General features: G+C 69.5%; 28 protein-coding genes. 27 read left to right on the top strand and 1 reads right to left on the bottom strand.

The genetic code is table 11. From position 1 onward, the window contains the following. The 24 genes from ACWCYO_RS04815 to ACWCYO_RS04700 all read left to right on the top strand — a co-directional run bounded on the left by ACWCYO_RS04815 (window position 1) and on the right by ACWCYO_RS04700 (window position 21,035). On the top strand, window positions 1-750 hold the full coding sequence (locus ACWCYO_RS04815; protein ID WP_449783356.1) for a GIY-YIG nuclease family protein: 750 nt from the start codon (window positions 1-3) through the stop codon (window positions 748-750). Window positions 751-843: 93 nt separating this feature from the next. Further along, a complete protein-coding gene (locus ACWCYO_RS04810) occupies window positions 844-1,548 on the top strand; it encodes a hypothetical protein (RefSeq protein ID WP_449783355.1) in 705 nt (234 codons plus the stop codon). A gap of 112 nt (window positions 1,549-1,660) precedes the next feature. Beyond that, complete coding sequence (locus ACWCYO_RS04805) at window positions 1,661-1,873, top strand: MerR family transcriptional regulator (RefSeq protein WP_449783354.1); 213 nt, start codon at window positions 1,661-1,663, stop codon at window positions 1,871-1,873. A 134-nt stretch (window positions 1,874-2,007) separates the two neighbouring features. Continuing rightward, on the top strand, window positions 2,008-2,214 hold the full coding sequence (locus tag ACWCYO_RS04800; protein ID WP_449783353.1) for a hypothetical protein: 207 nt from the start codon (window positions 2,008-2,010) through the stop codon (window positions 2,212-2,214). Window positions 2,215-2,242: 28 nt separating this feature from the next. Next, window positions 2,243-2,548 carry a hypothetical protein gene (locus ACWCYO_RS04795; RefSeq protein WP_449783352.1) on the top strand — a complete coding sequence of 102 codons (306 nt, stop codon included), beginning with the start codon at window positions 2,243-2,245 and terminating at the stop codon, window positions 2,546-2,548. Between the two features lie 2 nt (window positions 2,549-2,550). Continuing rightward, entirely contained in the window at window positions 2,551-3,120 is a 570-nt protein-coding gene (locus ACWCYO_RS04790) for a hypothetical protein (RefSeq protein ID WP_449783351.1), read from the top strand. An 18-nt stretch (window positions 3,121-3,138) separates the two neighbouring features. After that, a complete protein-coding gene (locus tag ACWCYO_RS04785) occupies window positions 3,139-4,737 on the top strand; it encodes a hypothetical protein (RefSeq protein WP_449783350.1) in 1,599 nt (532 codons plus the stop codon). 18 nt (window positions 4,738-4,755) lie between these two features. Then, window positions 4,756-7,104, top strand: coding sequence for a phage portal protein (locus tag ACWCYO_RS04780; RefSeq protein WP_449783349.1), 2,349 nt, complete (start codon window positions 4,756-4,758; stop codon window positions 7,102-7,104). Window positions 7,105-7,190: 86 nt separating this feature from the next. After that, on the top strand, window positions 7,191-7,820 hold the full coding sequence (locus ACWCYO_RS04775; protein WP_449783348.1) for a phage minor head protein: 630 nt from the start codon (window positions 7,191-7,193) through the stop codon (window positions 7,818-7,820). A 10-nt stretch (window positions 7,821-7,830) separates the two neighbouring features. Beyond that, a complete protein-coding gene (locus tag ACWCYO_RS04770) occupies window positions 7,831-8,205 on the top strand; it encodes an XkdF-like putative serine protease domain-containing protein (protein WP_449783347.1) in 375 nt (124 codons plus the stop codon). Beyond that, the gene (locus tag ACWCYO_RS04765; RefSeq protein WP_449783346.1) at window positions 8,205-9,791 is read left to right on the top strand and encodes a hypothetical protein; all 1,587 of its coding nucleotides are present in this window, start codon (window positions 8,205-8,207) and stop codon (window positions 9,789-9,791) included. Before ACWCYO_RS04770 ends, ACWCYO_RS04765 begins: the two co-directional genes overlap by 1 nt. A gap of 82 nt (window positions 9,792-9,873) precedes the next feature. Continuing rightward, window positions 9,874-11,373 (top strand): hypothetical protein, encoded by a 1,500-nt coding sequence (locus ACWCYO_RS04760; RefSeq protein ID WP_449783345.1) that lies wholly within the window; start codon window positions 9,874-9,876, stop codon window positions 11,371-11,373. Between the two features lie 97 nt (window positions 11,374-11,470). Then, a complete protein-coding gene (locus ACWCYO_RS04755) occupies window positions 11,471-11,911 on the top strand; it encodes a hypothetical protein (protein WP_449783344.1) in 441 nt (146 codons plus the stop codon). 53 nt (window positions 11,912-11,964) lie between these two features. Then, window positions 11,965-12,318, top strand: a complete 354-nt coding sequence (locus ACWCYO_RS04750; RefSeq protein ID WP_449783343.1) for a hypothetical protein — start codon at window positions 11,965-11,967, stop codon at window positions 12,316-12,318. A gap of 49 nt (window positions 12,319-12,367) precedes the next feature. After that, on the top strand, window positions 12,368-13,297 hold the full coding sequence (locus tag ACWCYO_RS04745) for a hypothetical protein (RefSeq protein WP_449783342.1): 930 nt from the start codon (window positions 12,368-12,370) through the stop codon (window positions 13,295-13,297). Further along, on the top strand, window positions 13,297-13,704 hold the full coding sequence (locus ACWCYO_RS04740; protein WP_449783341.1) for a hypothetical protein: 408 nt from the start codon (window positions 13,297-13,299) through the stop codon (window positions 13,702-13,704). The genes ACWCYO_RS04745 and ACWCYO_RS04740 overlap by 1 nt, the downstream gene beginning before the upstream one ends. A gap of 10 nt (window positions 13,705-13,714) precedes the next feature. Next, entirely contained in the window at window positions 13,715-14,092 is a 378-nt protein-coding gene (locus ACWCYO_RS04735; RefSeq protein WP_449783340.1) for an HK97 gp10 family phage protein, read from the top strand. Between the two features lie 12 nt (window positions 14,093-14,104). Then, entirely contained in the window at window positions 14,105-14,605 is a 501-nt protein-coding gene (locus tag ACWCYO_RS04730; RefSeq protein ID WP_449783339.1) for a hypothetical protein, read from the top strand. Between the two features lie 11 nt (window positions 14,606-14,616). Beyond that, window positions 14,617-14,787 (top strand): hypothetical protein, encoded by a 171-nt coding sequence (locus tag ACWCYO_RS04725; protein WP_449783338.1) that lies wholly within the window; start codon window positions 14,617-14,619, stop codon window positions 14,785-14,787. Further along, on the top strand, window positions 14,784-15,497 hold the full coding sequence (locus ACWCYO_RS04720; RefSeq protein WP_449783337.1) for a hypothetical protein: 714 nt from the start codon (window positions 14,784-14,786) through the stop codon (window positions 15,495-15,497). Before ACWCYO_RS04725 ends, ACWCYO_RS04720 begins: the two co-directional genes overlap by 4 nt. Before the next feature lie 87 nt (window positions 15,498-15,584). Then, window positions 15,585-16,169 (top strand): hypothetical protein, encoded by a 585-nt coding sequence (locus tag ACWCYO_RS04715; RefSeq protein ID WP_449783336.1) that lies wholly within the window; start codon window positions 15,585-15,587, stop codon window positions 16,167-16,169. Between the two features lie 40 nt (window positions 16,170-16,209). Beyond that, window positions 16,210-16,599: a hypothetical protein gene (locus tag ACWCYO_RS04710; RefSeq protein WP_449783335.1), complete on the top strand. Its 390-nt coding sequence runs from the start codon at window positions 16,210-16,212 to the stop codon at window positions 16,597-16,599. Window positions 16,600-16,625: 26 nt separating this feature from the next. Then, the gene (locus tag ACWCYO_RS04705; protein WP_449783334.1) at window positions 16,626-16,913 is read left to right on the top strand and encodes a hypothetical protein; all 288 of its coding nucleotides are present in this window, start codon (window positions 16,626-16,628) and stop codon (window positions 16,911-16,913) included. Between the two features lie 3 nt (window positions 16,914-16,916). After that, window positions 16,917-21,035: a hypothetical protein gene (locus ACWCYO_RS04700; RefSeq protein ID WP_449783333.1), complete on the top strand. Its 4,119-nt coding sequence runs from the start codon at window positions 16,917-16,919 to the stop codon at window positions 21,033-21,035. 43 nt (window positions 21,036-21,078) lie between these two features. Here the strand turns inward: ACWCYO_RS04700 and ACWCYO_RS04695 are convergent, their stop codons facing one another. Next, window positions 21,079-21,483, bottom strand: coding sequence for a hypothetical protein (locus tag ACWCYO_RS04695; protein ID WP_449783332.1), 405 nt, complete (start codon window positions 21,481-21,483; stop codon window positions 21,079-21,081). Between the two features lie 351 nt (window positions 21,484-21,834). Between ACWCYO_RS04695 and ACWCYO_RS04690 the strand changes: the two genes are divergently transcribed. The 3 genes from ACWCYO_RS04690 to ACWCYO_RS04680 are packed head-to-tail and all read left to right on the top strand — an operon-like array spanning window position 21,835 to window position 25,386. Continuing rightward, a complete protein-coding gene (locus ACWCYO_RS04690) occupies window positions 21,835-23,082 on the top strand; it encodes a hypothetical protein (protein ID WP_449783331.1) in 1,248 nt (415 codons plus the stop codon). 25 nt (window positions 23,083-23,107) lie between these two features. Then, window positions 23,108-24,184 (top strand): hypothetical protein, encoded by a 1,077-nt coding sequence (locus ACWCYO_RS04685; RefSeq protein WP_449783330.1) that lies wholly within the window; start codon window positions 23,108-23,110, stop codon window positions 24,182-24,184. Then, a complete protein-coding gene (locus tag ACWCYO_RS04680) occupies window positions 24,181-25,386 on the top strand; it encodes a hypothetical protein (RefSeq protein WP_449783329.1) in 1,206 nt (401 codons plus the stop codon). Before ACWCYO_RS04685 ends, ACWCYO_RS04680 begins: the two co-directional genes overlap by 4 nt. Window positions 25,387-25,393 lie beyond the last annotated feature (7 nt).

Raw genomic sequence — 25,393 nt, 5'->3', positions numbered from 1 at the left:
ATGAACGGACTCGACTGCCTCGCGGCCGACCGGGGAGCCCCGTGCACGTCCGGGCCGGTGATCGTGAAGCCGGTCCCGCTGTGCCGGCGCCACCTGGCCGAGGTCGTGCACCAGGCAACGCAGACCTTCATCGCAGCAAGGGGGGTCACGCCGTCCGGCCCTGCTGGTGAGCAGCTCATCCGCAGGGCCACGGTCCTGTCCCCAGCCGCATTCCTGGGCGGCCGCCACGACGGAGCCGTCTACTTCCTGGCGAATGGGTCCCGAGTGAAGATCGGCTACTCGACCAACCTCAAGGAGCGGATCAGCGCTCTGGCTCTCCGCGAGGACGACATCGTGTTCTTGCTTCACGGCGGCATGGACTTGGAGAAGGCACTGCACCGACGGTTCGCTGACGTGCGGATCAAGAACACTGAGTGGTTCACCCTGGATGGTCCGGTCGCCGACTTCATCGCCACCCACAGGCCGACCGCTCCTCGCAGTCCCCGCCCGGTGCCTTCGAACCAGAACCTCCTCCGCTACCCCGACGGGCAATCGGTTCCACGCGGCGAATGGCCCAACCTCTTCTACGTGTTCACGAAGCTCTGCGAGGAGCAGGGCCACGCGACGAAGGACGACCTCGTCAACAACGGCCCGTTCGGCTCCCGCGACACTGTCCGGCGGGCGCTCGACGTCTGGCTGACTCACGGGATCCAGGTCCGGAAGGAAGGACGCGCGGAGCAGTTCTTCATCCCCGGCACCGAGACCGAGTAGCAGCAAGGCCCCACCCGTCAACAACGCGGGTGGGGCTCCTGCATGATCGGTGCCACACTGGGTTGATCACCCCGCCGCCCCGGGAGGACCAGCATGCACACCACCCCCACCCCCTGCCCCGGACCGTGCAACCGCGCCTGGCGCGACGCCGAACAAACCGGCCTCCCCCACGACTACACCCCCACCTGGGGTCAGCCCGTCCACTGCCAGACCTGCCAGGACCGCACCCGGGCCGACCTCGTCGAACTTCCCGAACTCCTCGCCGCCATACAGCTAGAGGCGGTTCACGGCACCGCCCGGCCTGCGGACGTCATCACCAGCCGTCCCGCAGGCGTCGCACCTTGGCCCGGGCAGGCGTCCCGCCTCCTGGTCGACCACATCCTCGGCGGGCTCACCGAGATCGAGGACGACGTCCGTGAACTGCGCGGCCTCGCCCCACGCCCAGCCGCGGTCCGCGAAGGCGCCACCATCACAGCGACCGTCCGGTTCCTGGCCGCCCATCTCGACTGGATCCTCGAACACCACCCCGCGGCCGGTGAGACTCACGAGCGGCAGAGTGGCAACCCGGCGGCCCAGATTCGGCACTACGCGCGGACGGCGAAACGATTCACCGCCCGCGACAACCGCATGGAGCAGAAAGCCGCGCCGTGCAAGCGCTGCGACTGGCGGGCCCTCGCATACGCCGACGGCGCCGACTACGTCGAGTGCCGAAACTGTGGGCTGCTGATGACCCCCGCCGAGTACCAGGACTGGGCCGGCGAGGTCGCCGCGAACGCACCGAACCGGAACGCGGCTTGACCTTTTCGAAATCGGTGTAACACTTTTGCCCGTACCCCCATGTCTTCGACTAGGCCCCGGCTGCCCCACGCAGCACGGGGCCTTCGTCATTCCCGGAGGAGAGGCCGCCGCCGTGATCCACCTCGACGCCGACCTCCGCACCCTCACCTGGACCACCCAGCAGGCCGCCGAAGCCGCCCGGGTCCCGCCCGGCCGGATCCGCATCTGGGCGCACCGCGGCAAACTCCGCCCGGTCAACCCCCACGCATCCAGGCCCCGTTACCGGGCCGCCGAAGTGCTGCAGGTCGAAGCCGAGATGCGCACCGCCCGGGCGCAGGCTGCTTGACCCCCTGAACTCCCCGCCGTGTGCCGCCCGCGCGAGCCGGCCGGCGGGGACGGCCCGCCCTGAGGGCGGCGGGCCCCAGTCCCGCGGCCTGGCCCCACCATCCGCCAGGCCGCGGGCCCCGCTCGGAGGTGACCTTGGACCCCAAGACGTGGCGCGCCCTCGACGCCCCGTTCACGGCCCCGGACGAATGGGATCCGATCCCCGGCACTTGCTCCCGCTGCGGACGCGCCGCCTGGCTCGGCGAACGCCGCTGGTGGCACGACGGCCCGCCCTGCCGGGCGCGACGCACCGACCGCCTGACCGCGCCCGTACCCGCCGAGTTCATCCCCGACCCGCGCTGACAACTGCCCTCATCGCAAGGAGAACCCCATGTCCATCGCCGACGACTTCCACGCCCTTGCCGCCAAGCTCCGCGAGGAGGGCCACCACCTCGCCGACGAGGCCCACCAGCTGTGGGCCCGCCTGCGTGGCGACGAGGCCGCCCTCACCACGGAGGTCGGCGCCGACGCCCGGCACATCGCCGTGACTGCGGGCCCCGTCGTCGCCGAGGTCAAGGCCGACGCCGCTTCCATCGGCGAGGACGTCGCGCAGGAGGCCAAGGCCATGGGTGCTGAGGCCGTTGCCGACGCCAAGGCTGTAGCCGAGCAGGTCGAGAAGCCCAGCCCGACGGTCTGACCATGGCCAAAGGCAACAAGCCGGTCTGCGGGGCGGCCACCCGGCAAGAGGAGTCCGCCGAGCACTGCGGCCTGCCTGCTGGCTGGGGCACCGACCACCCCGGTACTGGCACGTGCAAGTTGCACGGCGGGAACACCCCAGGCCAGCGAGTCAAGGCAGCTAAAGAGGCCGCCGAACGGGAGGTCCGGGCCGTGCTCGCCGAACTCGACGTCCAACCGGTCGACGACCCACTCACAGCCCTCATGCAGCTCGCCGGCCAGGTCGTCGCCTGGCAGACCGCCACCGCCGCCCTGGTCAATCGCATCGGTGACGAGATCCGCTACGAGGGACACGCCGGCGCCGAACAACTCCGCGCCGAAGTCCAGCTCTACGAACGAGCCATGGACCGGGCGAACACCGTCCTGTCCTCCATCGCCCGCCTCGACATCGAAGCGAGGCTGGCGGCGATCTCTGAGGCCCAAGCCGATCGGGTCCTCAGCGCGATCGATGCGCTTCTTGCGCACCTCGGTGTCACGGGCGTCCAGGCAGCGGAGGCCAAGAAGATCGCGGCACGGCACCTGCGCTCCGTGTAGGCGGCGAGGAGGTGGCCGGTGCGGGCCGACCCTCTCGCTCTCGCCGCTCAAAGGCTCGAAGAACATGGTGCGCAGCACGCGCGAGTCGACGAGTACGCCGCAGACCCTGCCCTGTGGGCGAGGGAGAAGCTCGGCGAGCACCTGTGGTCGAAGCAGGTGGCGATCGCTTCCTCGGTGAGGGACAACCGGCTGACGGCCGTGCAGAGTTGTCACGGCGTCGGCAAGTCGTTCGTAGCCTCACGATTGACGGCGTGGTGGTTGGACATCCACCCACCTGGTGAGGCCCGGGTGGTCACCACCGCCCCGACCGGCGACCAGGTCAAAGCCATTCTGTGGTCCGAGATCAACGCGGCGTTCTCCACCGCCGCCGCACGCGGCACCCCGCTGCCCGGGCGGATCAACGAGACCGACTGGAAGCTCGGCAAGCGGCTCATCGCCTTCGGCCGCAAACCGAGCGACTACAACCCGCACGCGTTCCAGGGCATCCACGCCAAATACGTCCTGGTCATCCTCGACGAGGCCTGCGGCATCAACAAGCAGTTCTGGACCGCGGCGAACGCCATCGCCACGGGCGAGCACTGCCGGATCCTCGCGATCGGCAACCCCGACGATCCCGGGTCGCAATTCGCCCGGGTATGTGCCAACACCGAGCGGTGGAACGTCATCCGTATCTCGGCGTTCGACACCCCGAACTTCACCAGCGAGCCCGTTCCAGACGAGCTGCGGCCCATGCTCGTCTCCAGCGCCTACGAAGCGGACATGCGGGCCGAGTTCGGCGAGCAGTCCCCCACGTACATCTCCAAAGTCCTCGGCGAGTTCCCGTCCGATGCGGAGGACGGCGTCGTCCGACTGTCCGCGATCCGGGCCTGCGTGCTCCCGCCAGAGCAGGCGCTCAAGTACACGGACCTCGCGCCGGTCGAGCTCGGTGTCGACCTCGGCGCCGGCGGCGACGAAACCGTCATCCGCGAGCGCCGCGGCATGCGGGTCGGCAGGGAGTGGCGCAGCCGCGAGAAGGACCCCACCAAGTCCGTGAATGCGATCGTGGCGGCGATCCGCGAGTCGAAAGCCGTCAAAGTGAAGGTCGACTCGATCGGCATCGGCTGGGGCATCGTCGGGACCCTGCGGGAACGCCGGGCCCGCGGCGAGCACGACGCCGAGATCATCGGCGTCAACGTGTCCGAAGCCAGCAGCGAGCCCGCCCGGTTCGCCCGACTGCGATCCCAGATCTGGTGGCAGATCGGCCGCCAGCTGTCCGAAGACCGCGGCTGGGACCTGTCCGAGCTCGACCCGGACGACCGGGAACGGCTCGTCTCCCAGCTCACCGCGCCGAAGTACTCAACCGACGCCGCCGGCCGAATCGTCGTCGAACCGAAGGCCGAAACGAAGAAGCGCATCGGCCGCTCACCCGACAACGCGGACGCCCTGCTCCTGGCGTTCTACAGCGGCAGCGGCATGGACGCGCACGCCTGGCTGGCCTACGGCCGCCGCAAGGCAGCCGAAGCCCAGTCGACCACCGCGGCGGAAAGCCCCGCGCACGAGCCCCAACAGGTGACCGACGACCCAGCCGCGGCACGCAAGCGAGCCCGCGACGCCGCGATCCGCCAGCAACGCCAATAACCCCTGATGGGAGGCGGCGTGGGCATCCGGGATCGCATCAGCAAGGTCTTCGGAAGCGGAAACCAGGTGCCCGCGCAGATCGTGGCCGCCGAACAGGCCGCCCAGATGACCCCGCAGTCCCCGTTCTCGCCGGGCACCCCGCAGCTGCCCTTCGACGGCTACTCGCGGCAGCCCCGCGCCCGGGACTTCCAGACCGGCGTCAACATCGCCTCCCGGCCCCGCCTCCACGAACGCGTCTCCTTCCCCACCTTGCGCGGCCTGATCGAGGCCTACGACGTCGCGCAGACCTGCATCTGGCACCGGATCGACTCCATCCGCGCCCTCGACTGGTCCCTGACCCCCATGCCGGGATTCCACGGCGACGCCACCGCAGCCATCGCCCAGGGCATGGTCGTCCTGGAGAAGCCCGACCGTCAGACGCCGTTCGCGAACTGGCTCGCCAAGTGGCTGTACGACGTCCTCGCCTACGACGCTGGCGCCCTCTACAGGATGCGAAACCGGCGAGGCGACGCGATCGGCCTCATGGTCGTGGACGGCACCACCATCGCCCCGCTGCTCGACTACTGGGGCAACGTCCCTACCGAGGCTGAGGCGTACGTCCAGTACGTTCAGGGCCTGCCGTGGAACTGGCTGACACGCAACGACCTCATCTACGAGCCGTTCCGGCCGCGGGCCAACAGCCCGTACGGCACTGCCCCTTTGGAGTCGATCCTCCTCAACGCGAACACTGACCTTCGGTTCCAGGCGCACTTCCTGCAGCGCTTCACGGAAGGGAACGTGCCGGAGGCGTTCGCGTCCGCGCCGGAGACGTGGACCCCGGACCAGATTGAGGAATGGCAGGTCGCCTGGGACGCCCTGATGATGGGTGACCAGGCCGCTAAGCACCAGATCAAGTGGATGCCCGGCGGCTCCGGCATCACCTGGTCAAACGAGAAGGACTTCTCCGACACCTTCTCTCTCTTCCTGATGCGCAAGACCTGCGCCGCCTACCACGTCGTCCCCTCGGACCTCGGGTTCACCGAGACCGTCAACCTCAGCTCGTCTGAGTCCCAGGGCGACGTCCAACACCGCGTCGGCGACCTCCCGCTGATCGCCCACATCCAGTCGGTCCTCAGCAGTTTCCTTCGGGACGACCTTGGCCTGCCGGTCTGCTTCTCCTTCGACACCGGCCAGGAGAAGGAAGACCGCTTGGTGTTGGCTCAGGCCTGGCAGGTGTACATCGAGACAGGCATGGCCTCCGCCGACGAGGGCCGCGAAGCCCTGCTCGGCCTGCCCGCTGACCCGACCCGGCCCACCCCCCGGTTCTTCTCCACGCCCCGTGTCGGACCGATCCCGCTCCTCGCCATCGACGGCATCGCCGGCAAGGTCGATCCCGAGACGTACGGGCCGGCCAAGGATCAGCGGATCCTCGACCAGCCGTTCGTTCCTCCGCCAGGCACCGTCCCGGCGCCGGGCACCACCGACCAGGCCGCATCTGCGGCCGCCGAGGACGCCTACCAGGCCCAGTACAACAAGCTGGTTCACGCCTCGGACGTCGCCAAGGACGCCGAGGCCGGCAGCCCAGCCGCGGAACCGACGGCGCCCACGGCCGGTATCACCTCGGCCACTGGCATCACCGGCTACGACCTCGTACGTACCGGCGAGGACGAGGAAGAGGACGACCGGGCGCAGCTGGCCAAGCAGGAGCTGGCAGCCTTCCACCGCTTCGCCCGTGCGAGGCGCCGAGACGGCCGCTGGCGGGACTTCGCCTTCCAGCACGTCGTGCCGTCACGTGCGCGGCGGCTCAACCAGAGCGGTCGCCTCGCAGTTCGCAAGACCGCCGGCGAGGTCGCCGTCGCCGGGCTCGCCGTGCAGGCTGTCGACACCGGCCGGGTTCTGATGATCCAACGGGCCCTCGACCCGGACGACCCCGCGGCCGGCATGTGGGAGTTCCCCGGCGGCCACCTCGAAGGCGCCGAGACGCCCCTTCAGGGCGCGTGGCGTGAGTGGGCCGAGGAGACGGGATGCATCCCTCCCCCGGGATCCTCCGCAGGCTCGTGGATCAGTGCGGACGGCATCTACCAGGGCCTCGTGTGGGCGGTCGACTCTGAGGACATGGTGCCCGTCGCCAGTGGCCGCGACCGGGTCGACAACCCGGACGACCCCGACGGCGACCAGGTGGAGGCGATCGCATGGTGGGACCCGGCGCTTCTCGCTGGGAACCCCGCGGTGCGGCCGGAGCTGCTGGCCGGCTTGTCCGACGTCCTTGCCGTGCTCGGCCAGGACGAGCAGGCGGACGTGGCGAAGGCCGGTGATGTCGGCCCAAAAGTCCTGACTGGCCAGGTTGGGAGCAGGATGATCGCACCGCCCGCTACTGGGCACCGGTGATCGCCGCCGCGCTCGGCACGGCCCTCACCGCGACGGCAGCGACCCGGCTTGCCCGTACCTTCAGTGCGGGCAACAGCGGTCGGAGCGTGGACCAGCAGGCTCTGACCGCGGCCGCCGTCACCTGGCTCGCCGGACAGGGCATCACCGCCGGGCCCGCGCTCGCGGAGACGCTCACCGGCCTCTACGCAGACGCCTACCTCGTCGGCACGGCGTCCGCAGCAGTCGTGACCGGCAGCGAGCCAGCCGGCCTTGACGGCTGGGAGCCCGGCGACCCGGCTGCCGTCCAGAGCCGCAGCGATGAGCCCGGCGCAGGCCCAGCCCTCGCAGTGCTCACCGCCGGCGCCGCGGCCGCCGCAGCAGCCCTGACCGCATCCCGCATCAAGGACGCGGCCAAGGCCCTCTCCACCGGAGTCATGGCCGGGGATACGCCGCACACCATCGGCGCGGCCATGCACGCGGCCATGACCGACCCCGACCGGGCCTACGCCGCCGCCATCACCGAAACCACCCGCGGCATCGCCTCCGGCACAGCCGACAACTACCGGCGAAACGGGATCGCGCTCGGCCGGTGGCAGACCGAGCCCGATGGCAGCGTCTGCCCGGTCTGCGATGCCAACGCCACGGCCGGGCCGGTTCCCATCGGCCACGCCTACCCCAGCGGTGACACCACACCGCCCGCCCACCCCCGGTGCCGCTGCGCCGTTCTCCCCGGATAGGAGGTGGCCCGTGTCCGAGCAGCGTTACGTCCTCGGCGTTGCCTATCAGGCCGGCCCGGACCCCCGCATCCAGCGAGGTGCCGACGGCGGCCGCGACTACTTCTCCCCCGACGAGCTGGAGAAGGCCGCATGGGGCTACCTCCCCCTGGGCGCCGAGGTCGGGCTGTTCCACACCGACGGTACGACCGGTGCAGCCACGGTCGTGGAGTCGTACATCTACCGCGGCCCGGACTGGGACATCGGCGATGGCCTGGTCGTCAAGGCCGGGGACTGGCTCGTCGGGGCGATCCTCGACGAACCCGCCTGGCAGCTCTACAAGTCCGGCCGGATCACCGGCTTCTCGCCGCAGGGCACGGCGCGGCGCATCCCCAACCGGAGCAGCTGATGACCACACCCGACGACGAGTTCACCCAGCTCGTGGATGCCAACATTCCGCGCGTGGACCTTGTTGACAAGGCCGCCAACGGCACCCGCTTCATCATCGCCAAGCACGCCGACGAGGGCCGAGGCCTGATGGACCCCGGCTTCGTGCGGGACCTGATCGGCAAGTCCACACCCGAGCCCACGCCCCAAGAGGAGACCGTGACCATGACCGGCAGCCCCGGGGCCATCGCCAAGTTGATGCACGAAGCCGCGCAGCGCGCACGCCACCGCGCCGACGTCGCCAAGGACGCCGGAATCGGCGCCGACCTTGACGACAGCGACGACGGCCTCGACCCCACCATGGTCCTCGCCGCCCCCGACGACGACGCGCCCGGCGACCCCAACGATCCCGGCAGCCCGGCGTGGGAGGCCATCGACGCCGCCACCGCCCAGAAGTGGACTTCGATCGCAGTCCGCTTGCGGAACGCCCTCGGCGTGCTGGCCGAACGGGAACTACTCGAAGCCGCCAGCGCCGACCCTGACGACGCCGAGGCGGCATGGGACCTCCAGGACGCGCAGTGCGCCCTCGACTACGTGATCGACACCCTCGCCAGCTTCGCCGTCGGCGAGCAGGCGGAGGCCGAACTCTGCGGCGAGGCCATGGCCCAGGTCGGCAAGGCCCTCGGCGGCTTCGACCCCGCCGCCCTGGACACCGTCGAAGCCCTCGGCCAGGTCACGAAGGCCGGCCGGGTCCTGTCCGCCGCGAACGAGACCGCGATCCGCACCGCCACCGAGCACCTCCAGCGGGTCCTCGCCTCGCTACCTGAAGCCCCGGTCGCCAAGACCGCCCACGAGGAGCCCGACATGGCCACACCCACCCCCTCCGAGGACTCCACCGAGGTCGAGAAGACCGACGCGCCTGAGACCGACGGCGAGCCGTTGGCCAAGGCCGACGGTGACAAGCCGCCCGTGGTCGTCGTCTACGACCAAAAGGGCCGCCTGATCGGCATCGTCGACCCCGCGGACGTCACCCCGGTGGCCAACGCCGAGGCCGAGCCGGACGACATGGACACCGACTCCGACGACAGCTCCGACAGCGCGGACGCCCCTGCCACCGGCACCGACAACACCCCCGACCTCGAACCGCAGCCCGCGGCCGAGGCCGGAACCCCCGCCAACGCGCCGTCCGACGATGAGACGGTCACCAAGACCGTCGAGGACGGCACCACCTTCACTGAGATGTTCAAGAGCAGCCTCCTGGCTGCGGTCGAAGGCGTCCTGACGAAGCACAGCGCCGACCAGGAAGAGCGGATCGCCAAGACCGGCGATGCCGTCCTGGAGCTGGCGGGCCTCGTCGAGACGCTCAAGGGCCGCGTCGGGGTGCTGGAGGAGCAGCCCGCCCAGCCGAAGGTCTTCACCAACGGAGCGCTCCCACCAGCCGAGCACCTGCGCGGCCAGGACCACGGCGCACCCGCAGCCGTCGACGTCGCCAAGGCCCGCCAGCTCAAGGGCGTCCTCTACCGAGGTACCGCCATCGAGCAGAACCAGGCCGCCACCGACATGCAGACCGCCGCCATCGCCGCGCTCCAGGCGATCCACCAGCGGTAGCCCCGCCCGCACCCACAGACCCCGCAGCCCCCGGACGAGCGCCAAGCGCCCCGGGGGCTTTCGCATGCCCAGGAGGCACCCCTTGAGCGCACCGCTCGCCAACGTCACCGAGGACACCCTGGCCGCCATCAGCAAGGCCCAGACGTCCGGCATCCTCAACAACACCGGCATCTACTCGTACGACCTGAGCCAGCTCGTCTCCCTCATCCCGGTCGTCACCCCGTTCCGCGACATCGTCGCCCGCGTGATGAGCCCCAACGGCAACAACTTCGCCGTGTGGCGCGCCATCATGAACCTCACCAACTCGCAGCCCTCGCCCGCGATGGGCTTCGACTACGCCGCGAATGAAGTCCAGTTCCTGGAGCAGGACTTCCAGGCCCGCTACAAGCCGACCGGCTTCGCTGGCCTCGTCACGCAGGACGCCTACGACCTGGCACAGGGATACGGCGACCCGTTCGCGATCGCGACGTTCCAGGTCCTCAACCAGGTCCTCATCGGCGACGACCGGCAGCTCATGGGCGGCCAGTCGTTCCCGCTCGCCCGGCCCGCCGCACCCACCCTGACCACGTCGACCACCGGCGGCACCATCGCCGCGACGACCACCGTGTACGTCGGCGTCGCCGCCCGTACCGGAACCGGCTACTACTACGGCAACGGCAACAGCCAGGGCAACTCGGCGAGCATCGCCACCGGCGCCGGCACCACCAACACCGTGTCCGCGACCGTCGCCTCGGTGCGCGGCGCGGTCTGCTACGACTGGTTCCAGTCCAGCAACGGCACCACCTGGTACTACTACACGACCACCACGGTCAACACGGTCACCATGACCAAGGTCATCAGCTCCAACCAGGCGCTGCCCGCGCTCACGGCGGCTCCCGACCTGTCCACCTCCTGGCAGGGCACCTCCAACGCCTCCCCGACGTACAACGCCGCCGCCGACAACGGCTCCGCCGCGCCCGCCGAGTACGACGGCTTCCTCGCCTCCCTCGCCGGCGACTACAACGGCGCCGGCCAGTGGTCCCAGCCTGGAACCGGCACCGCGAACCCGTCGATCAACAACTCGCTGAACGGCGCCGCGCTCACCCTCACCGGCGGGTCGATCACCGAGATCGAGAACCTGCTGTTCCTGCCGCTGTGGCAGCAGGTCAAGTGCTCCCCGACCGCCATCATGGTCAACGCAGCCCAGGCCCAGGAGATCGCCAACCTCATCCTCGGCTCGTCGTCGGCGACGACCTACTTGAACACCGATGCCTCCGGCCGTGTCTCCGTCACCGCTGGCGGCCGGGTCGGCGAGATCGTCAACGCCCCCGCGGGCGGCGTCACCGTGCCGATCGAGGTCCACACCTCCCTCCCGCCGGGCACCATCATCGCCCGCACCGACAGGGTGCCGTTCCCGCAGGCCAACATCTCCAGCGTCCTGGAGTACCGCGCCCTGCGTGACTGCGCCCAGTTCGACTACGGCATCTCCCGCATCGCCAACACCGCAGGTGGCGGTCCCAGGCGCGAGTTCGAAATCCGAAGCGTCGGCGCCTTCCTGAACCGCGCTCCGGTCGCGATGGCGACTCTGCAGAACGTGGCCTAACACCCGCCGTGGCGCGGGGCCGCCAGCCGGGCGGCAGCGCCCGCAAGGGCCGGGAGCAGCCAGCTCCCGGCCCGACCCTTGACGACCAGGAGGTCCGATGCCCCCGGCACGCGCGGGTGTCCCGTACCCCAACTTTACCGCCACGCAAGAGCTGTTCCGCGCCGACGGGCTCACGCTGACCGGCAACTCGGACACCGTCACGGCGAACATCACCAACCAGGTCAACAACGCCACCGGCGGCCTGATCGACATCTCGGCAGTGTCCAACGGCCTCCTCGTCGTCAACGTCGCGAACGCCCCGACCGGCACCTCCCCGGGGCTGGCAGTCTTCTTTGATGTTCGTGACGCGTTCGGGAACTGGGTCCTCACCTCGAATGCGACCGCGATCTCCGGTGCCGTTCTCAACTTCGCTGGCACCGTCGCAGGCAACATCTCGACCGGCTACAACCTGACCTACAACGGCCGAATCCGGTGGACCATCACCGGGACCAGCAGTCCGACGTTCACGGGCGTCAGTTTCAGCCTGTTCGGCCGCTGACCCACCCCGGGCCGACAGCCGAACCCATTCCTTCACCCTCAAGGAGAACAGGCATGCGCCTCTACTCGCGTACGGGCGCGACCGCGCTCGACGACCCCCGCCACGGCCGCATCGAGGCCGACCCCAGCCATGGCGGCTTCGACCTGCCCGAGGAACTGGCCGAGGAACTGCGCGGCTTCCCGGCCTGGGAAACCGACGTCGAGCGCCAGCAGCGCCTCGTCATCGAGGAGATCGAACGTCGCAAGGACCCGGCCACGCTCCTCGACGCGGTGCAGCAGCTGGTGCAGGCCGCGCAGACAGTGAACGCCGTGAAGCAGGTCGCCGAGGTCGACGAGGCCGTCCCGGCGAGGAGTTCCCGGGCCCGCAGGACCAGTTCTGCTCGACCCGATGGGCCGGGGGCCGAGTAGGACACGCCCTCGTTCGATCCGCCACGCCGTTCCCCGGGGGTGACTCTGCATGGCCACGCCCTACATCACGCCAGCGATGCTGCTGGCGCAGCCGGCCGGGATCTCCTGGAAGGTCATTCCGACGCTGACGGCGGACTCTCCGTCCCAGCTCGCCCAGCTCCAGCAGGTGTGCTGGAGTGCGACTTCCGTGGTCGACTCCTATTGCCGTCAGCCGCTGCGGTCGGTGGTCGTCACGGAGACGCACTCGGGTCCCGGCAGTCCGCGGGTCGGCGTCGACCGGCATACCCAGCTGGGCATGCTGATCGCCAGGCACCGGCACGTGTCGGATGTCTGGGCGGTACTCGTCTCGCCGTCGCGCGCGTTCCCGGCCGCCTGGTCGCCGGTGCCCGCCGGCCAGTTCCGGCTTCGCACCCCGGTGTCGTTCGCCGGCTCGGGTCCGGCAACGGGCCCGTCGGGCGGCAGCGTCATCGACGTGGCCCCCGGCTGGATCGACTGGCGTCAGGGACGCGGCGGCTGGCAGGTGCAGTCGTCGTACTCGTCGGGGTGGGCACACGCTGGCCTCACGGCGGCAGCCCCGGCAGGGGCAACGGTAATCAGCGTCGATGACGTGACCGGCTGGGGCGGTCCGCACGGGGTGGCCGGATTCTGCTACGACGGCGCCGCCACGGAAACCATCGCCGTGAGCAGCGCTGCCGCCACCACGCCGACGATCCTGCCGAACACCACAACGGCAGTGCAGACCGGGCCCGGCACGATTCAGCTCGCGCAGCCGCTCACCCAGGCTCATCCGGCGGGAGCGGTCGTGTCGGCGCTCCCGGCGAACGTCATCCACGCCGCAGTGCTGGCCGCCGCAGTGGAGGCCCTGGAGGGCATCGACGCGATCGCCACCCAGTCCCTGTCCGGGCAACTAGCGGGCGGAACCGGGGCATTGGCCACGGAGGTCGAGATGCTCCTCGACGACTACCAGCGGGTGGTCTGATGGCCCGGCGGCGCCCCAACTTCGGCACCGGCGGGGCAACGGGCACAGCCGGGGTCCTGCGCTTCTGGAACCGAACCATCACCATCATGCGCGGCACCAGTGTCAACGCCTACGGCGATGCGACGGACGTGGGCGTACCCACCTACACAGGTGTTCCCGCTGCTCTGGCGGAGACCGAACAGGTCGCGTTCGACGCGGCAACGCAGCGCCAGCAGATCATCCGCAGCATCACCTGCACCGTGCCGAACTGGGCCGACGTACGGACCACGGACACGATTCGGGATGAGACCACCGGCCGCTACTTCATGATCGAGAACATCCAGGAGCAGCCCGGCATCGGCTACTACCCGCCCCCAAAGACGCTGACCCTGCGCATGCGGTCCGGTGTCACCACCGGCTCGGACTGAGGAGGTGCCCGTGACCCGTGTGGAGGCCGACGGTGCCTGGGAGGACGAAGTCGCCCTCGCCGTCGCAAGGTTGTTCACCGAGCAGCTCGGCCCGGCCATCGCTGCCGACGCCGCCCGGTACTGCCCCGAGAAAACCGGGGCACTCGCCGCCAGCATCGAACACCACCTCGAAGGCCCAGACCTGGTCATCTCGGCGACCGGCGGCGCCGACGGCCGCACCTACGCCGCCTACGTCGAACTCGGAACCGGCCCGCACGTCATCCGACCCAACGGCAAACAGGCCCTCCACTGGGAGGGCGCCGCCCACCCGGTCCGGGAAGTCCACCACCCCGGCAGCCGACCGCAGCCGTTCCTGCGCCCGGCTCTGCTCCAGCAGCGCGGCGAGTAGCGGGAGTCTGCGGTGACCTCCCCCGTTCTTCCGCTGGACGGCACCGATGAGCTCGTAGCAGCTGCGTGGATTGCCACCATCCCCGGCTTCAACCCGTCCATGGTCGGCACCACCCTGCCCCCCGACGTCAACGCCGACGGCAGCCCGGCCCCGTGGGTCGCCACCGGGTTCGTCACCGTCGCCGTGGTCGGCGGCGGCCCCGACCCGCAGCTGCCCGTCAACCGGCCGGTGATGCAGCTCGACTGCTGGGCCACCGTCCCCGGTAGCAACAAGCCGCCGTGGGGGCAAGCCGCGGCCCTGGCCGGCGCCATCCGCCGGGCCACCTGGGACAGGCGCACCATCGCACGGCCCTTGCAGATCACAGCCAATAGAATCGCCTACCCCGCGGCAGCTGTGCAGACCGCCTATCTGGCCAGCGCCTTCCGCCGTCTCTATGACGACCAGGGCGACTACGCCCGATTCCAGGCCGATCTCGCCTTGTCCTGGGTGACCGTCAACGACCGTCTCTACTGAGCGAGGACCCCATGCCCCTCGTCCGCACGACCTTCTTCCCCGACCCCGTCGAGGTCCCCGACGACGAGGTGCAGGTGCTCCGCGCCCAGGGCCTCCTGGTCGAGGAGACCGCCCCGCAGCCCACCGTGGTCCCCGCACCCGCCAAGCAGGCGTCCAAGCCGAAGGAGGACGTCGTCGCATGACCCGTCTCAGCCTGACCGCGACCGCCCAGCCCAAGACCGGCTCGGCCGCGCCCCTCAACCTCACCTCACTGCTCAACTCCACGACTCTCGGCGCCAACACCGGCGTCAGCTTCGTCAACACCGGCCGCGAGGTGCTGCACGTCCAGCTCGGCCAGCTGACCGCCCCCGCCGCACCCAGCGTGTCGACCGCCACCACCGGCGGCACGGTCGCCGCCGGCACCTACCAGGTCGAGGTGTCCTACACCAACGCCGCAGGCGAGACCGTCGCCTCCGCCTCCTCCAGCGTCACCACGACCGGCTCGACGTCGACCATCACGGTCACGTCCCCGGCCGCCGCAGGCAACGCCACCGGCTGGTACGCCTACGTCACCCAGGCCGGCGGAGCCAGCTACACCCGCCAGCAGACCGCCGGCTCGCCGACTGCGATCGGCACCAACCTGGTGCTGACCGCCCCGCCCACGAACACCGGCCTGGCGCCGCAGTCCAGCAACAGCACCGCGGGCAGCAGCACCGTCATCGTGAACATCGGGACGACCATCGAGGGTCAGCCGGTCTCCGCGATCACGGCGTCGCTGGCTTCGAACGCGATCAACATCGTCGGCCCGTTCCCCACGGACGAGAACCAGCCCAGCGGCTCGATCTTCGTGGACTTCGGTACCCCGGCGAGCGTCACCGGCATCGCACTGCTCCAGAACAGCGGTGTCTTCTAACCGCGTTCCAGCGCCCAGTTTCCGGCCCGCTTCGTGCGGGCCTTTCTCATGCCCGCACCCATCACGTAGGGGATGATCCCTTTGGCAGTGAATGCCGCCAACCTGGTCCTTGGGCCGGCGCGTCTGTACGTCGCCGCGTTCGGCTCGACCGAGCCTCTCGACTCCGCCGTGACCCCCAACGGCCCGACCACGCCGCCCGGTGCTCCCTGGACCGACGTTGGCGGCACCGACGGCGGTGTCACCTGGGAGGTCGACAACACCTACACCTCCCTCACCGTCGACCAGATCACCATGGATGTCGGCGCCCGGCTCACCGCCATGAAGATGCAGGTCACCGCCAAGTTGGCGGAGATGACGCTGGCCAACCTGCAGACGGCACTCAACAACATCGGCACCCTGGCCACGAACTCGGGCTACTCGACGCTGGACATCCCCGTCACCTCGGCGTCCACGCAGCCCAGCTACGCGGCGCTGATCATCGACGGCTGGGCTCCGATGCTCTCCAGCGGCCAGCCGGCGCTGCGTCGCGTCATCGTCCGCAAGGTGCTGTCCCAGGTGAAGGCGCAGCTCGCGTACGACAAGAAGACCCAACAGGCATACGACTGCACGTTCTCCGCGTATTACGTGAGCAGCAGCATCCCGCCAGTCCACATCGTCGACCAGACGGCGTGAGCAACTCCCTGACGTCCCCCGCCTTCCAGGAGAGAACCCTGTGGCCGCTAAGGTGACCGCGAGCAAGAAGCCGTCCAGAGGGCCGATTCCGCCCCCTGCGCCGACCGCCCCCGCCGAGCCCGCCTTCGAGGTGCTGCGCCTCACAACCACGCCGCAGGTGGACGAGGAGCGGGTGCCGCTGTTCTACATCGACGACGTCGAGTACACGATCCCGGCCCGTCCCCGCATGAACATCGCGCTGCAGTACATGCACCTGGCCAAGGACTCCGGCGATGCCGTTGCCGCGGACTTCCTCCTCGGCAGTCTTCTGGGCGAGGAGGGCTACCGGGCGCTGCGCGAGTACGACCAGCTCACCCCGGAGCAGTTCCAACAGATCACGGCCATTGCCACCCGGCAGACCATGGGCGCTCTGGAGCTCCCAAAAGCGTAGTCGACCGGGTGGTCCAGGTTGGCTGGGTGCTGGACCATCTCGACGACCTGGCCTCGGACTTCAGCGTCTTCCACCGCGTCTCCGACATCACTGTCCTCGACGGCCCGACGTTCTTTCGGCTCGCATGGCGGATGCCCGCGTACGAGGGCGTGATGAGGGTCAGGGCCACCGCCCAGCAGGAGGACGGCGACACCGGCGGCATGCCGCAGATGGCGCCCGGCCGCCGCGAGGAGATCAACCCCGGTACCCGTACGGCACTCGCGGCCGACCCCGCCTTTGCGGGCCTGTTCAGCTACGGATCGCCCGGGGGGTGAGCCATGCCTCAAGGCTTCCGCATTGCCAGCGCCTTTGTGACGGTGTCCCCGGACACCGAGGGGTTCCGGGAGGAACTCCTCGCCAAGTTGGAGGAAGCCACTGCCGGCGCGCGGGCCCGGGTGCGGGTCCAGCTCGATACCGGAGAGCTCGACGCCGGTGCCGAAAGGGCAAGGGCCACGGTCGATGAGCTCGGCGCGCGCACGGCCCGGCCGAGCGTGCGGTTGGAGGACGGCGAGGCCAGCGCGAAGATCGGTGAGATCCGGGAGCGTCTCCAGGCCCTGTCCGCGACTGACCCGTCGCCGCGGGTGCGCGCCGATATCTCCGACGCGCAGGCCAAGGTCGAGGCCATCGAGGCGAAGATCGACCGGCTGAACTCGGTCATCGCCCGGCCCTCGGTCACCCCGCAGATGGCGTCGGCGCAGGCCCAGATCGACGCCGTGACGGCGAAGCTGGAGGAGCTGAGCACCAAGGAGGCGACCCCGAAGGTCACCGCCGACATTGCGAAGGCGCAGACCCGGCTGGAGATCCTGCGCGCTCGCCTCGACGAGTTGCAGACCCGGGACGCGCAGATCCGGGTCCAGGCGTCCGCGGGCCTGACGCGCGCCATGGCGGACCTGGACCGTCTGCTGGCGAAGTTGGCCGAGCTCGACTCGAAGGAAGCCAAGCCGCGCCTCGGCCTGGATGACGGCGAGTTCAACGCCCGTGTCGACCGGGCCGAGGGGCGGCTCAAGAGGCTGAACTCGGAGTCCGCCAAGCCGCACGTCGGCGGCTCCGGCGGCGAGGGCGGTCTCGGTGGCCTGTCCGAGTACAAGGCGCCGCTGGGCATCGTCGGAGGCATCACCAGCCTCCTGCCCAGCATCGGTGGCGCCGCGATGGGCGGCGGCCTCCTCGCGGGAGCCGGCGCGCTGTCGCTCGGCCCCGTCGCCAAGGCGCTGGGCGATGCCCACCAGGCGGCCTTGAACATCGGCATGCTGCCTCAGCAGACCGCCGCGATCCAGTTCAGCAACTCCGTCGCGCGGCAGGGGGCGCAGGAGCAGGTCACCACCGCGCGCATGCAGCAGGCGCAGGACGCGATCACCTCGGCCCGTTCGATCGAGTCCGCGCAGATGAACCTGGCGTCGGTGGAGCGCTCCGCTGCCGCGCAGCAGGTGCAGGCGTTGCAGTCGGTGGTGCAGGCCGAGCAGGGAGTCCAGCAGGCCAACTATGCGCTGAGCGAAGCGCAGTACAACCTCAATCAGGCGTGGGAGCGGGCGCGGGAGAACCTGCGGGAACTGGACGACCAGCTCGCCGACTCCAAGTTGAGCGTGCAGGAGGCCCAGCTCGGCATCCAGCAGGCCCTGTACCAGCAGAAGCTAACCAACGAGAACGCCTACTCCACGCAACTGGACCGGCAGCAGGCCGCCCTGGCTGTCGCCCAGGCTCAGCAGCGGCTCGTGGACGCGCAGGACCAGCTGACCGCCTCCCAGTACAAGGCGAACCTGGCCAACCAGGAGGGCATCGACGGCTCCCAGGAGATCATCAAGGCGAAGCAGGCCGTCGTCGCCGCCCAGTACGGGCAGACCGACGCGCAGGCCCAGTACGCCATCGCGCAGCAGAACCTGACGAACACACAGCTCAACAACGCTTCCCAGGTCAAGGAAGCGCAGATGCAGCTGACGGCGGCCGTACAGGAGGCCGCCTACCAGCGGCAGATGGACGCCCGCAGCGTCGCCTTGGCGGAGCGCAATGTCTCCAACGTGGTCCAGGAGCAGCAGCTGCAGTGGGCCGCGATGAAGGCGACGGAGAACGAGGCCGCCAACCAGCTCGCCAAGGATCTGTCGCGGATGACTCCGGCGATGCGGGCCGTGGTCGAGCAGATCCTGGGGATGAACGGCGCACTGACGCGCATGAAGGAGGCCGCGCAGAACGCGGTCGCCCCGGGCTTGGCGCAGTTCGTTACGGGTCTGTCGCAGTCGATGCCGGCGCTGACGGCGGGTGTGTCCGCGATGGGTGCGGAGATCGGCAAGGTCTTCAGCACGATCGGTTCGGCGCTGCAGTCGCAGGCGGGTCAGGACGTCCTTAAGGGGCTGATCGACAACGGCTTGAAGCTCGCCCAGACCGTCGCTCCGGCTGTCCAAAACCTCGTCGGTGCACTCGCCAAGCTCGGCGCGCAGAAGGGTGCGGCTGACGGGCTGGGTGGCGCGGTCGCGGGGATCGCTAACGGTCTGACGGCCGTGGTGAAGGCGATCGGGCCGTTCGTCGGCCCGCTGTCGTCCGGGCTGTCGACCCTGGGTCAGGCTCTGGCACCGATCGGCTCGCTGCTGGGTACCGTGGTCGGCCAGGCCGCGCAGGCGCTCGCGCCCGCGCTCGCGGCCTTGCTGCCGGCCGTGACGACACTGGCCGGCGCGCTCGGTCAGGGGCTGAGCCCGATCTTCCAGGCGCTCGGTCCGCTGCTGCTGCCGGTGGCGCAGGCGATCACCGGCGTGGTCCAGGCGTTCTCGCCACTGCTGCCGATCATCGGGCAGATCATCGGCCAGATCGGACAGGATCTGACGCCGTTGTTCCAGGCGCTGATGCCGGTCGTCCTGCAGCTCGCGCAGTTCCTGGCGAAGGATCTGCAGGTCGGGCTGGTCCAGACCCTTCAAGCGCTCCTCCCTCTGATACCGGCCGGCGTCAAGCTGATCGAGTCGCTGCTTCCGCTGGTCAGCCTGGTGCTCCGGCTCGGCGGCGTTCTCGTCGAGTTCGCAGGCAAGCTGATCGGTCCGGTGATCAGCGCGATCGTCTCGGTGGTCGCGGCGATCCTCGGCTTCGTGTCGCACTGGCGCGAGGCGGTCGACTGGATCGAGCAGAAGGCCTCCTGGCTGTGGCACGGGGTCTTCGAACCGATGTGGAGCGGCATCAAGCAGGGCACCGAGGCCTTCGTCGGTGGGCTCAAGAAGGTCTGGGACACTCTCGCGGCCATCTTCAAGGACCCCGTGGCCTTCCTGGTCAACACTGTGTACGACAACGGGATCGCGAAGCTCTGGAACGAGGTCACCGGCGCGCTCGGTATGCATGCCCTCGACCTGCCGATCATCACAGGCTTTGCCGCAGGCGGCATAGTCCCCGGCTACGCTCCCGGCCAGGACACCGTTCCGGCGATGCTCTCGCCGGGTGAGGCTGTGCTGGTGCCGGAGGCAGTGCAGGCGATCGGTCCGAGTGCCGTACTGGCGCTGAACGAGGCGTACGGCGGCGGCCGGCAGTCGGTCGCCAACCACTTCTCGGGTGGCGGCATCATCGGCGGTATCAAGGGATTTGTCGGTGGTCTGATCGACAAGGGCCTAGACCTTGCGAAGATCACTGCAGCGGTGGCCACGGGTAACGGTGAAGCTCTGACCAATGCCCTGGCCAAGCTCGTCGGAACCCAGGGCGCCAGCGGTGCCTACGCGAAGCTGATGCTCGGGATCCCGACGTCGCTGATCCACACCATGGTGCAGGCCATCCTCGGCAAGCACCCCTCATCGGGCGGAAGCAATGGCGGCGGTGGCGGCCCCATCCCCACCGGAGACCACCTGGCCATCATCGACGCGGCGCTCCAGGCCGCCGGGGTGCCCCCACCAGGCACGCAGGACGAATGGCGAGCCGGCCTCAACACGCTGATCGAGCGTGAGTCCGGCTGGAACCCCAAAGCCATCAACAACACCGACATCAACGCCCAGAACGGGGACCCGTCCCGCGGCCTCGCCCAGACGATCATGTCCACGTTCCTGAGCCACCACGTGCCCGGCACGAGCACCGACATCTATGACCCGGTCGCCAACGTTGCCGCTGCGGTCCGGTACATCGTGGCCGCCTACGGCAACATCAGCCGCGTGCAGCAGGCCAACCCCAGCCTGCCGCCAAAGGGGTACGACCAGGGCGGGTGGCTGATGCCTGGGACCATGCCGGTCAACGGCCTGGGCAAGCCTGAGGCCGTGCTGACGCCAGAGCAGTCGCAGGCGTTCGTCGCCCTGGTCCGGCATCTCGCCGGACAGGGGCCCGCGGGTGCGGCCATCGGCCGGCAGGTCACGGTCGAGCAGCACTACCACGGCACGCAACTCCCGACCGTGGAGCAGCAGGCCGACATGCAGCGGCGGCTCACGCTGGCGCTGAGCGGCGCCTGACCCCTGATGCGGGCCCAGCATGAGGCTCGGCCTCCAGTCGCGGTCACGCCTTGGCGATCCGTGTCACACCCATCCACAGCTGTTCCACCTGGGCGGCGGTCAGGGTCGATCGAGGCACGACGTTGACGTCGAACTTGATCGACCGCCCGGGCTGGATGGGCGCGGTCGTCGCATCGACTCCCGGCCCTCCGGACGGCCCCGTCTCACTGCCGATCGCCTGCGTGACGTGAAAGGAGTAACTCACCGGTGTCAGGCAGGGGTTGGTGAACTCGAACGTCACGATGACGACGTTCACGTCGAGTTGGGCGTTGAGGAGTTGGGCCTCGTTGCCGGAGTCGTCGGCCGGGATCCCGCACGGGTCGGCAGCGGTCTTCATGACCTCGACGTCGTCGAGTGCGGGCGCCCCTTCTGCCGGTTTGTAGGGAAGCCGCGCGGCAGGCACCGCCACCTCCAAGTGTCCCGCCGAAACAGCAGCAGGGGTCGGTGTCGCACTTGCCGTCGGGCTCGGGGACGCCGTCGAGGCCAGCGGCGGAGGCGGACTTGAAGCAGCGGTCGTCGCCGAGGAGGTCGGGGTTGGCACCCCGGTCGACGGCGGGGCCGCGGGCTGTGCCGTGGTGGTGCTGGCGCACGCGGTGGTCAGCAGGACGGCGGCGAGTGCCGCATGGGCGCGACGCACGGAACCCCTCCCCGGGGTTGTGGCGGTTTGGTGCCGCCAGTGTGGCAGCGGTCCGATCGCACCAGCCCGGGGCTTTGCCCGACCGTGACCGATACCAGCGCGAGGCACTGGAGGTGGTGACGGGTGGCGCCAGCCGCTGCAGGCCAGCCGTGGACGCTGTACCTGAACTTCTACAACGAGGCTGGCGGCGTACTGGCCGACCCGTCCGCCGTGCAGCTCGACATCACCTACGGGCAGCAGGTCGGGTTCGCCCCGGACATCGCGGGGCCCTACACCTATCAGGGAGCCAACCGGCCAGTGTCCGGCCAGGTGTGGCGCATCGGCGTCGGCCAGTACGCCTGCACCTGGAACATCCCCGCCACTGCCGCACAGGGTGTCTACGTCGCCAACTGGTCCTGCCAGTACGGCAGCAACGTCTTCCTCGGCGTCGAGGACTTCACCGTCGTCGGCGGCCTCACACTGCCGGTCCCCGCGGGCGACGTCGGATTCTGGACCGGCGGCATCACCTACGCCGGCATCGACATCGAGTTCGGCAAGGTGGACAGCAGCGGCATCTCGTGGCTGTGGCAGAAGCTGGACGGCTGGGACGGCCCCGACGTCCAGGGGGCGGGCGTCATCGCACGTGCCGGCGACCACGGCGGATGGGCCTCCCCCCAGTACTACGCGCCCCGCACCCTCACCTGGACTGTCACCGCATCCGCACCGACCCAGGCTCTACGGGACCAGGCCCGCGCACTGCTGCAACAGGCCGTGCCCATCAGTGACCTGGCGATGCTGCGCTACGACGAGCCGGTCCCCAAGTTCGTGTGCGTGAGGCGTTCTGGGAAACTCACCGAGGCCTACCCGACTTTGACTGACGTCACGTTCACGGTCGGGCTGGTCGCCCCCGATCCCCGCAAGTACTCCACCGTGCAGCGGTCTCTGCCGATCAGCCTGGCGCCTGCCGGGGGCGGCGGGGGCATGATGGTTCCGTTCACGGTGCCGTTCACCCTGGCGGCATCCGCTCCGCCGGGCGCAGCAGCCGCCACGAACGCCGGGTCGTTCCAGACGCCGCCGGTCGCGGTCATGTCCGGCCCCGTGACCGGCCCGACGCTCACCAACCTCGCCACCAACCAGACCGTGTCCTGGTCCGGACTGACCCTGGGCGCCGGCGACACCTTCGTCGTCGACTTCCTCAACCGGCAGGGCTTCGTCAACCCGACCGTGACCTCGACCTCGCCCGGCATGCCATCCACCGGCGGCACGTACTGGCCAGCCGACATCGCATCGTCCTGGTGGCAGCTCGCCCCCGGAACCAGCCAGATCGCCTTCGGCGGCACCGCCGGGTCCGGGGCCATGACCACCTACTACTGGCGGGACAGCTGGGTCTGAACCCCGCAGTCCGAGAGGGGAACCGATGGCAACGCAGGTGACAACGTCCGTGCCGCTGTGGCTGACCGGCAAGACGTACGACGGCAGCAGTGGTAATGACCTGCGCAACTCCTCTGTGACCGCGTACTTCTTCGACCCTGGCATCGTCACCAGTGGCAGCATCGGCCTGTTGGGCGGCGTCATCGGTGGCGCCGGCCTGCTGGTGTCCGCCGGCGCAGGCATGACGGTCAGCGTGCAGCCCGGCTCGTACGTCGTGCCGAACACGGCGACTCCGACGGCCGGCGGCTACGTTTCCACCCTCGCGTCGTCTGCGACGCTGACGGTGCAGACCGCTGACCCGTCGAACCCGCGGATCGACATCATCGTGGCCTACGTCTCCGACGTCGGGACCTCATCGAGTTTCGGCGCGGTGCAGATCATCACGGGCGTAGCAGCGGCGACCCCGTCCACGCCCGCCGCGCCGGCGAACTCCATCACCCTGTCGAAGCTCACCGTTCCGGCCGCCGCCACCTCCATCACCAGCGGCATGCTCGCCGACCAGAGGCCCTTCACGACGACGACCGGCGGCATCCTCGTCGCCCCGAAGGGCACTGTCACCGGCTACGCAGGGCAGATCGCCTGGGACAAGCCGTCCGGGAGCTTCTACCACAACAACAACGCCGGCGCGCAGCAGATGAAGGTGCTGCCCTGGTCGCCGATCATCAACACACTGACCTCGAATTTCAACTGGTACGGCACCGAGACGACGGTCCTCAGCGGCACCATCACCACCGACGGCGCCACCGACATCCAGGTTCTGTTCAAGTGGGGCGCCGTGTCCTCCAACAACAACGGCACGCCGAACTTCACCGTCCAGTTCCGCATGTACATCGACAGCACAGTCCTCGACAACTACTTCACCCCGAACTGCCCCACCGACGCCGGACTCTACGCCGGCGGATCCTGGTCGTACTTCACCAGCGGCGCCACCGGCGACACCCCGTCCGCTGGCACCCACACCGTCAAGGTCACAGCCCAGAACATGGTCGGCACCAACAACTGGACGACGGTGGTGGGCCAGAACAGCCGCATCCTCCTGCGGGTTCAACCGGTCACCCTGTGAGCGCCTACACCTACGCCGCTACCGACCTGATCACCGGAGCCGTCCTCGCCGACAACCTCCCCCTGTCCGTCCAGTCGTTCGGGATGCAACTCAACGGCTCCGGCACTCTCACCGGAACCCTCACCCTCAGCCAGACGTACGCGGCCAACGCACCCGCGGTCGCGGCCCTCGAATGCCGCCGCGCCGTGCTCTGGGTCCTCCAAGACGGCTACCCCGTGTGGGCCGGGATCGTCTGGGACTGGCCGGACCAGGGCCGCAAGCAGGGAACGCTCCCGATCTCCGCGCAGACCCTCGACAGTCTGTGGTCGCGCAGGTTGATCACCGACACGATCATCTACCAGCAGGTCGACCTGTTTCAGGCGTTCATCGACCTGGTCCGCTACGGCACCTCCAAGAAGTCGGCCTTCATCTCATCGGTGTCCCCGCCAGCCACCCGTACCTCCGCGTACCTGGCGATGGTTGCCCGCAACGGCGCCGTGTCCCGCTTGGTGGTTCCGCAGGGCGCAGCCGCGATCGCCGGCGTGCCGTGGACGGCCTCGTACGCCTACTCGGACCTGACCCAGGTCAGCAGCGCCTGGCAGGACATGTGCGCCTCCGGCAACCTCGAGTTCGCGTTCGTCCCCGGCATCGACTCCTCCGGTAATCTGGCGGTCTTCCTGCGCCTCGCCTACCTGAGAATGGGCCGCCCGGCCCCGTCATCCGGCTACACCCTCACCTACCCCGGCAACCTGATCGACTACGGCTACCAGCGCACCGGCAGCCAGAGCAGCAACGTCATCTGGGCAACCGCCCCACCCAACGGCGCAGCCCTGCAATGGCAGTCCGCCTACCCGCACGGATCCGACGCCCGAGACCTCGGCGCCGGCTACCCACTGATGGAATCCTCCGTCTCCTGGCAAGGCTCCTGGGTCACCGCGCAGTCGCAGATCGATGGCTTCGCCGACGGCGAGGTCCAGTTGCGCACCCAGGCCATGACCAACCCGGTCGTGACCATCGGCGGATCCGGCTACCCACGGCTGCGAGACATCGTCCTCGGCGACACCACCACCCTGGTCGCCACCTCGCCGCTGCACCCGCCCACCTCCACTGGCGCCCCCGGACTGCAGCAGCAGGTCCGGGTCGTCGGCTGGACCTGCCGTCCCGCCAGCACGCAACAGTCCGAGACGATCCAGCTCCAGACCTCCGGCGTCGTCACCGGATAACCCCCAG

The organism is Kitasatospora sp. NPDC001683, from assembly GCF_053596495.1.
This window is presented reverse-complemented; position numbering and strand designations above follow the sequence as displayed.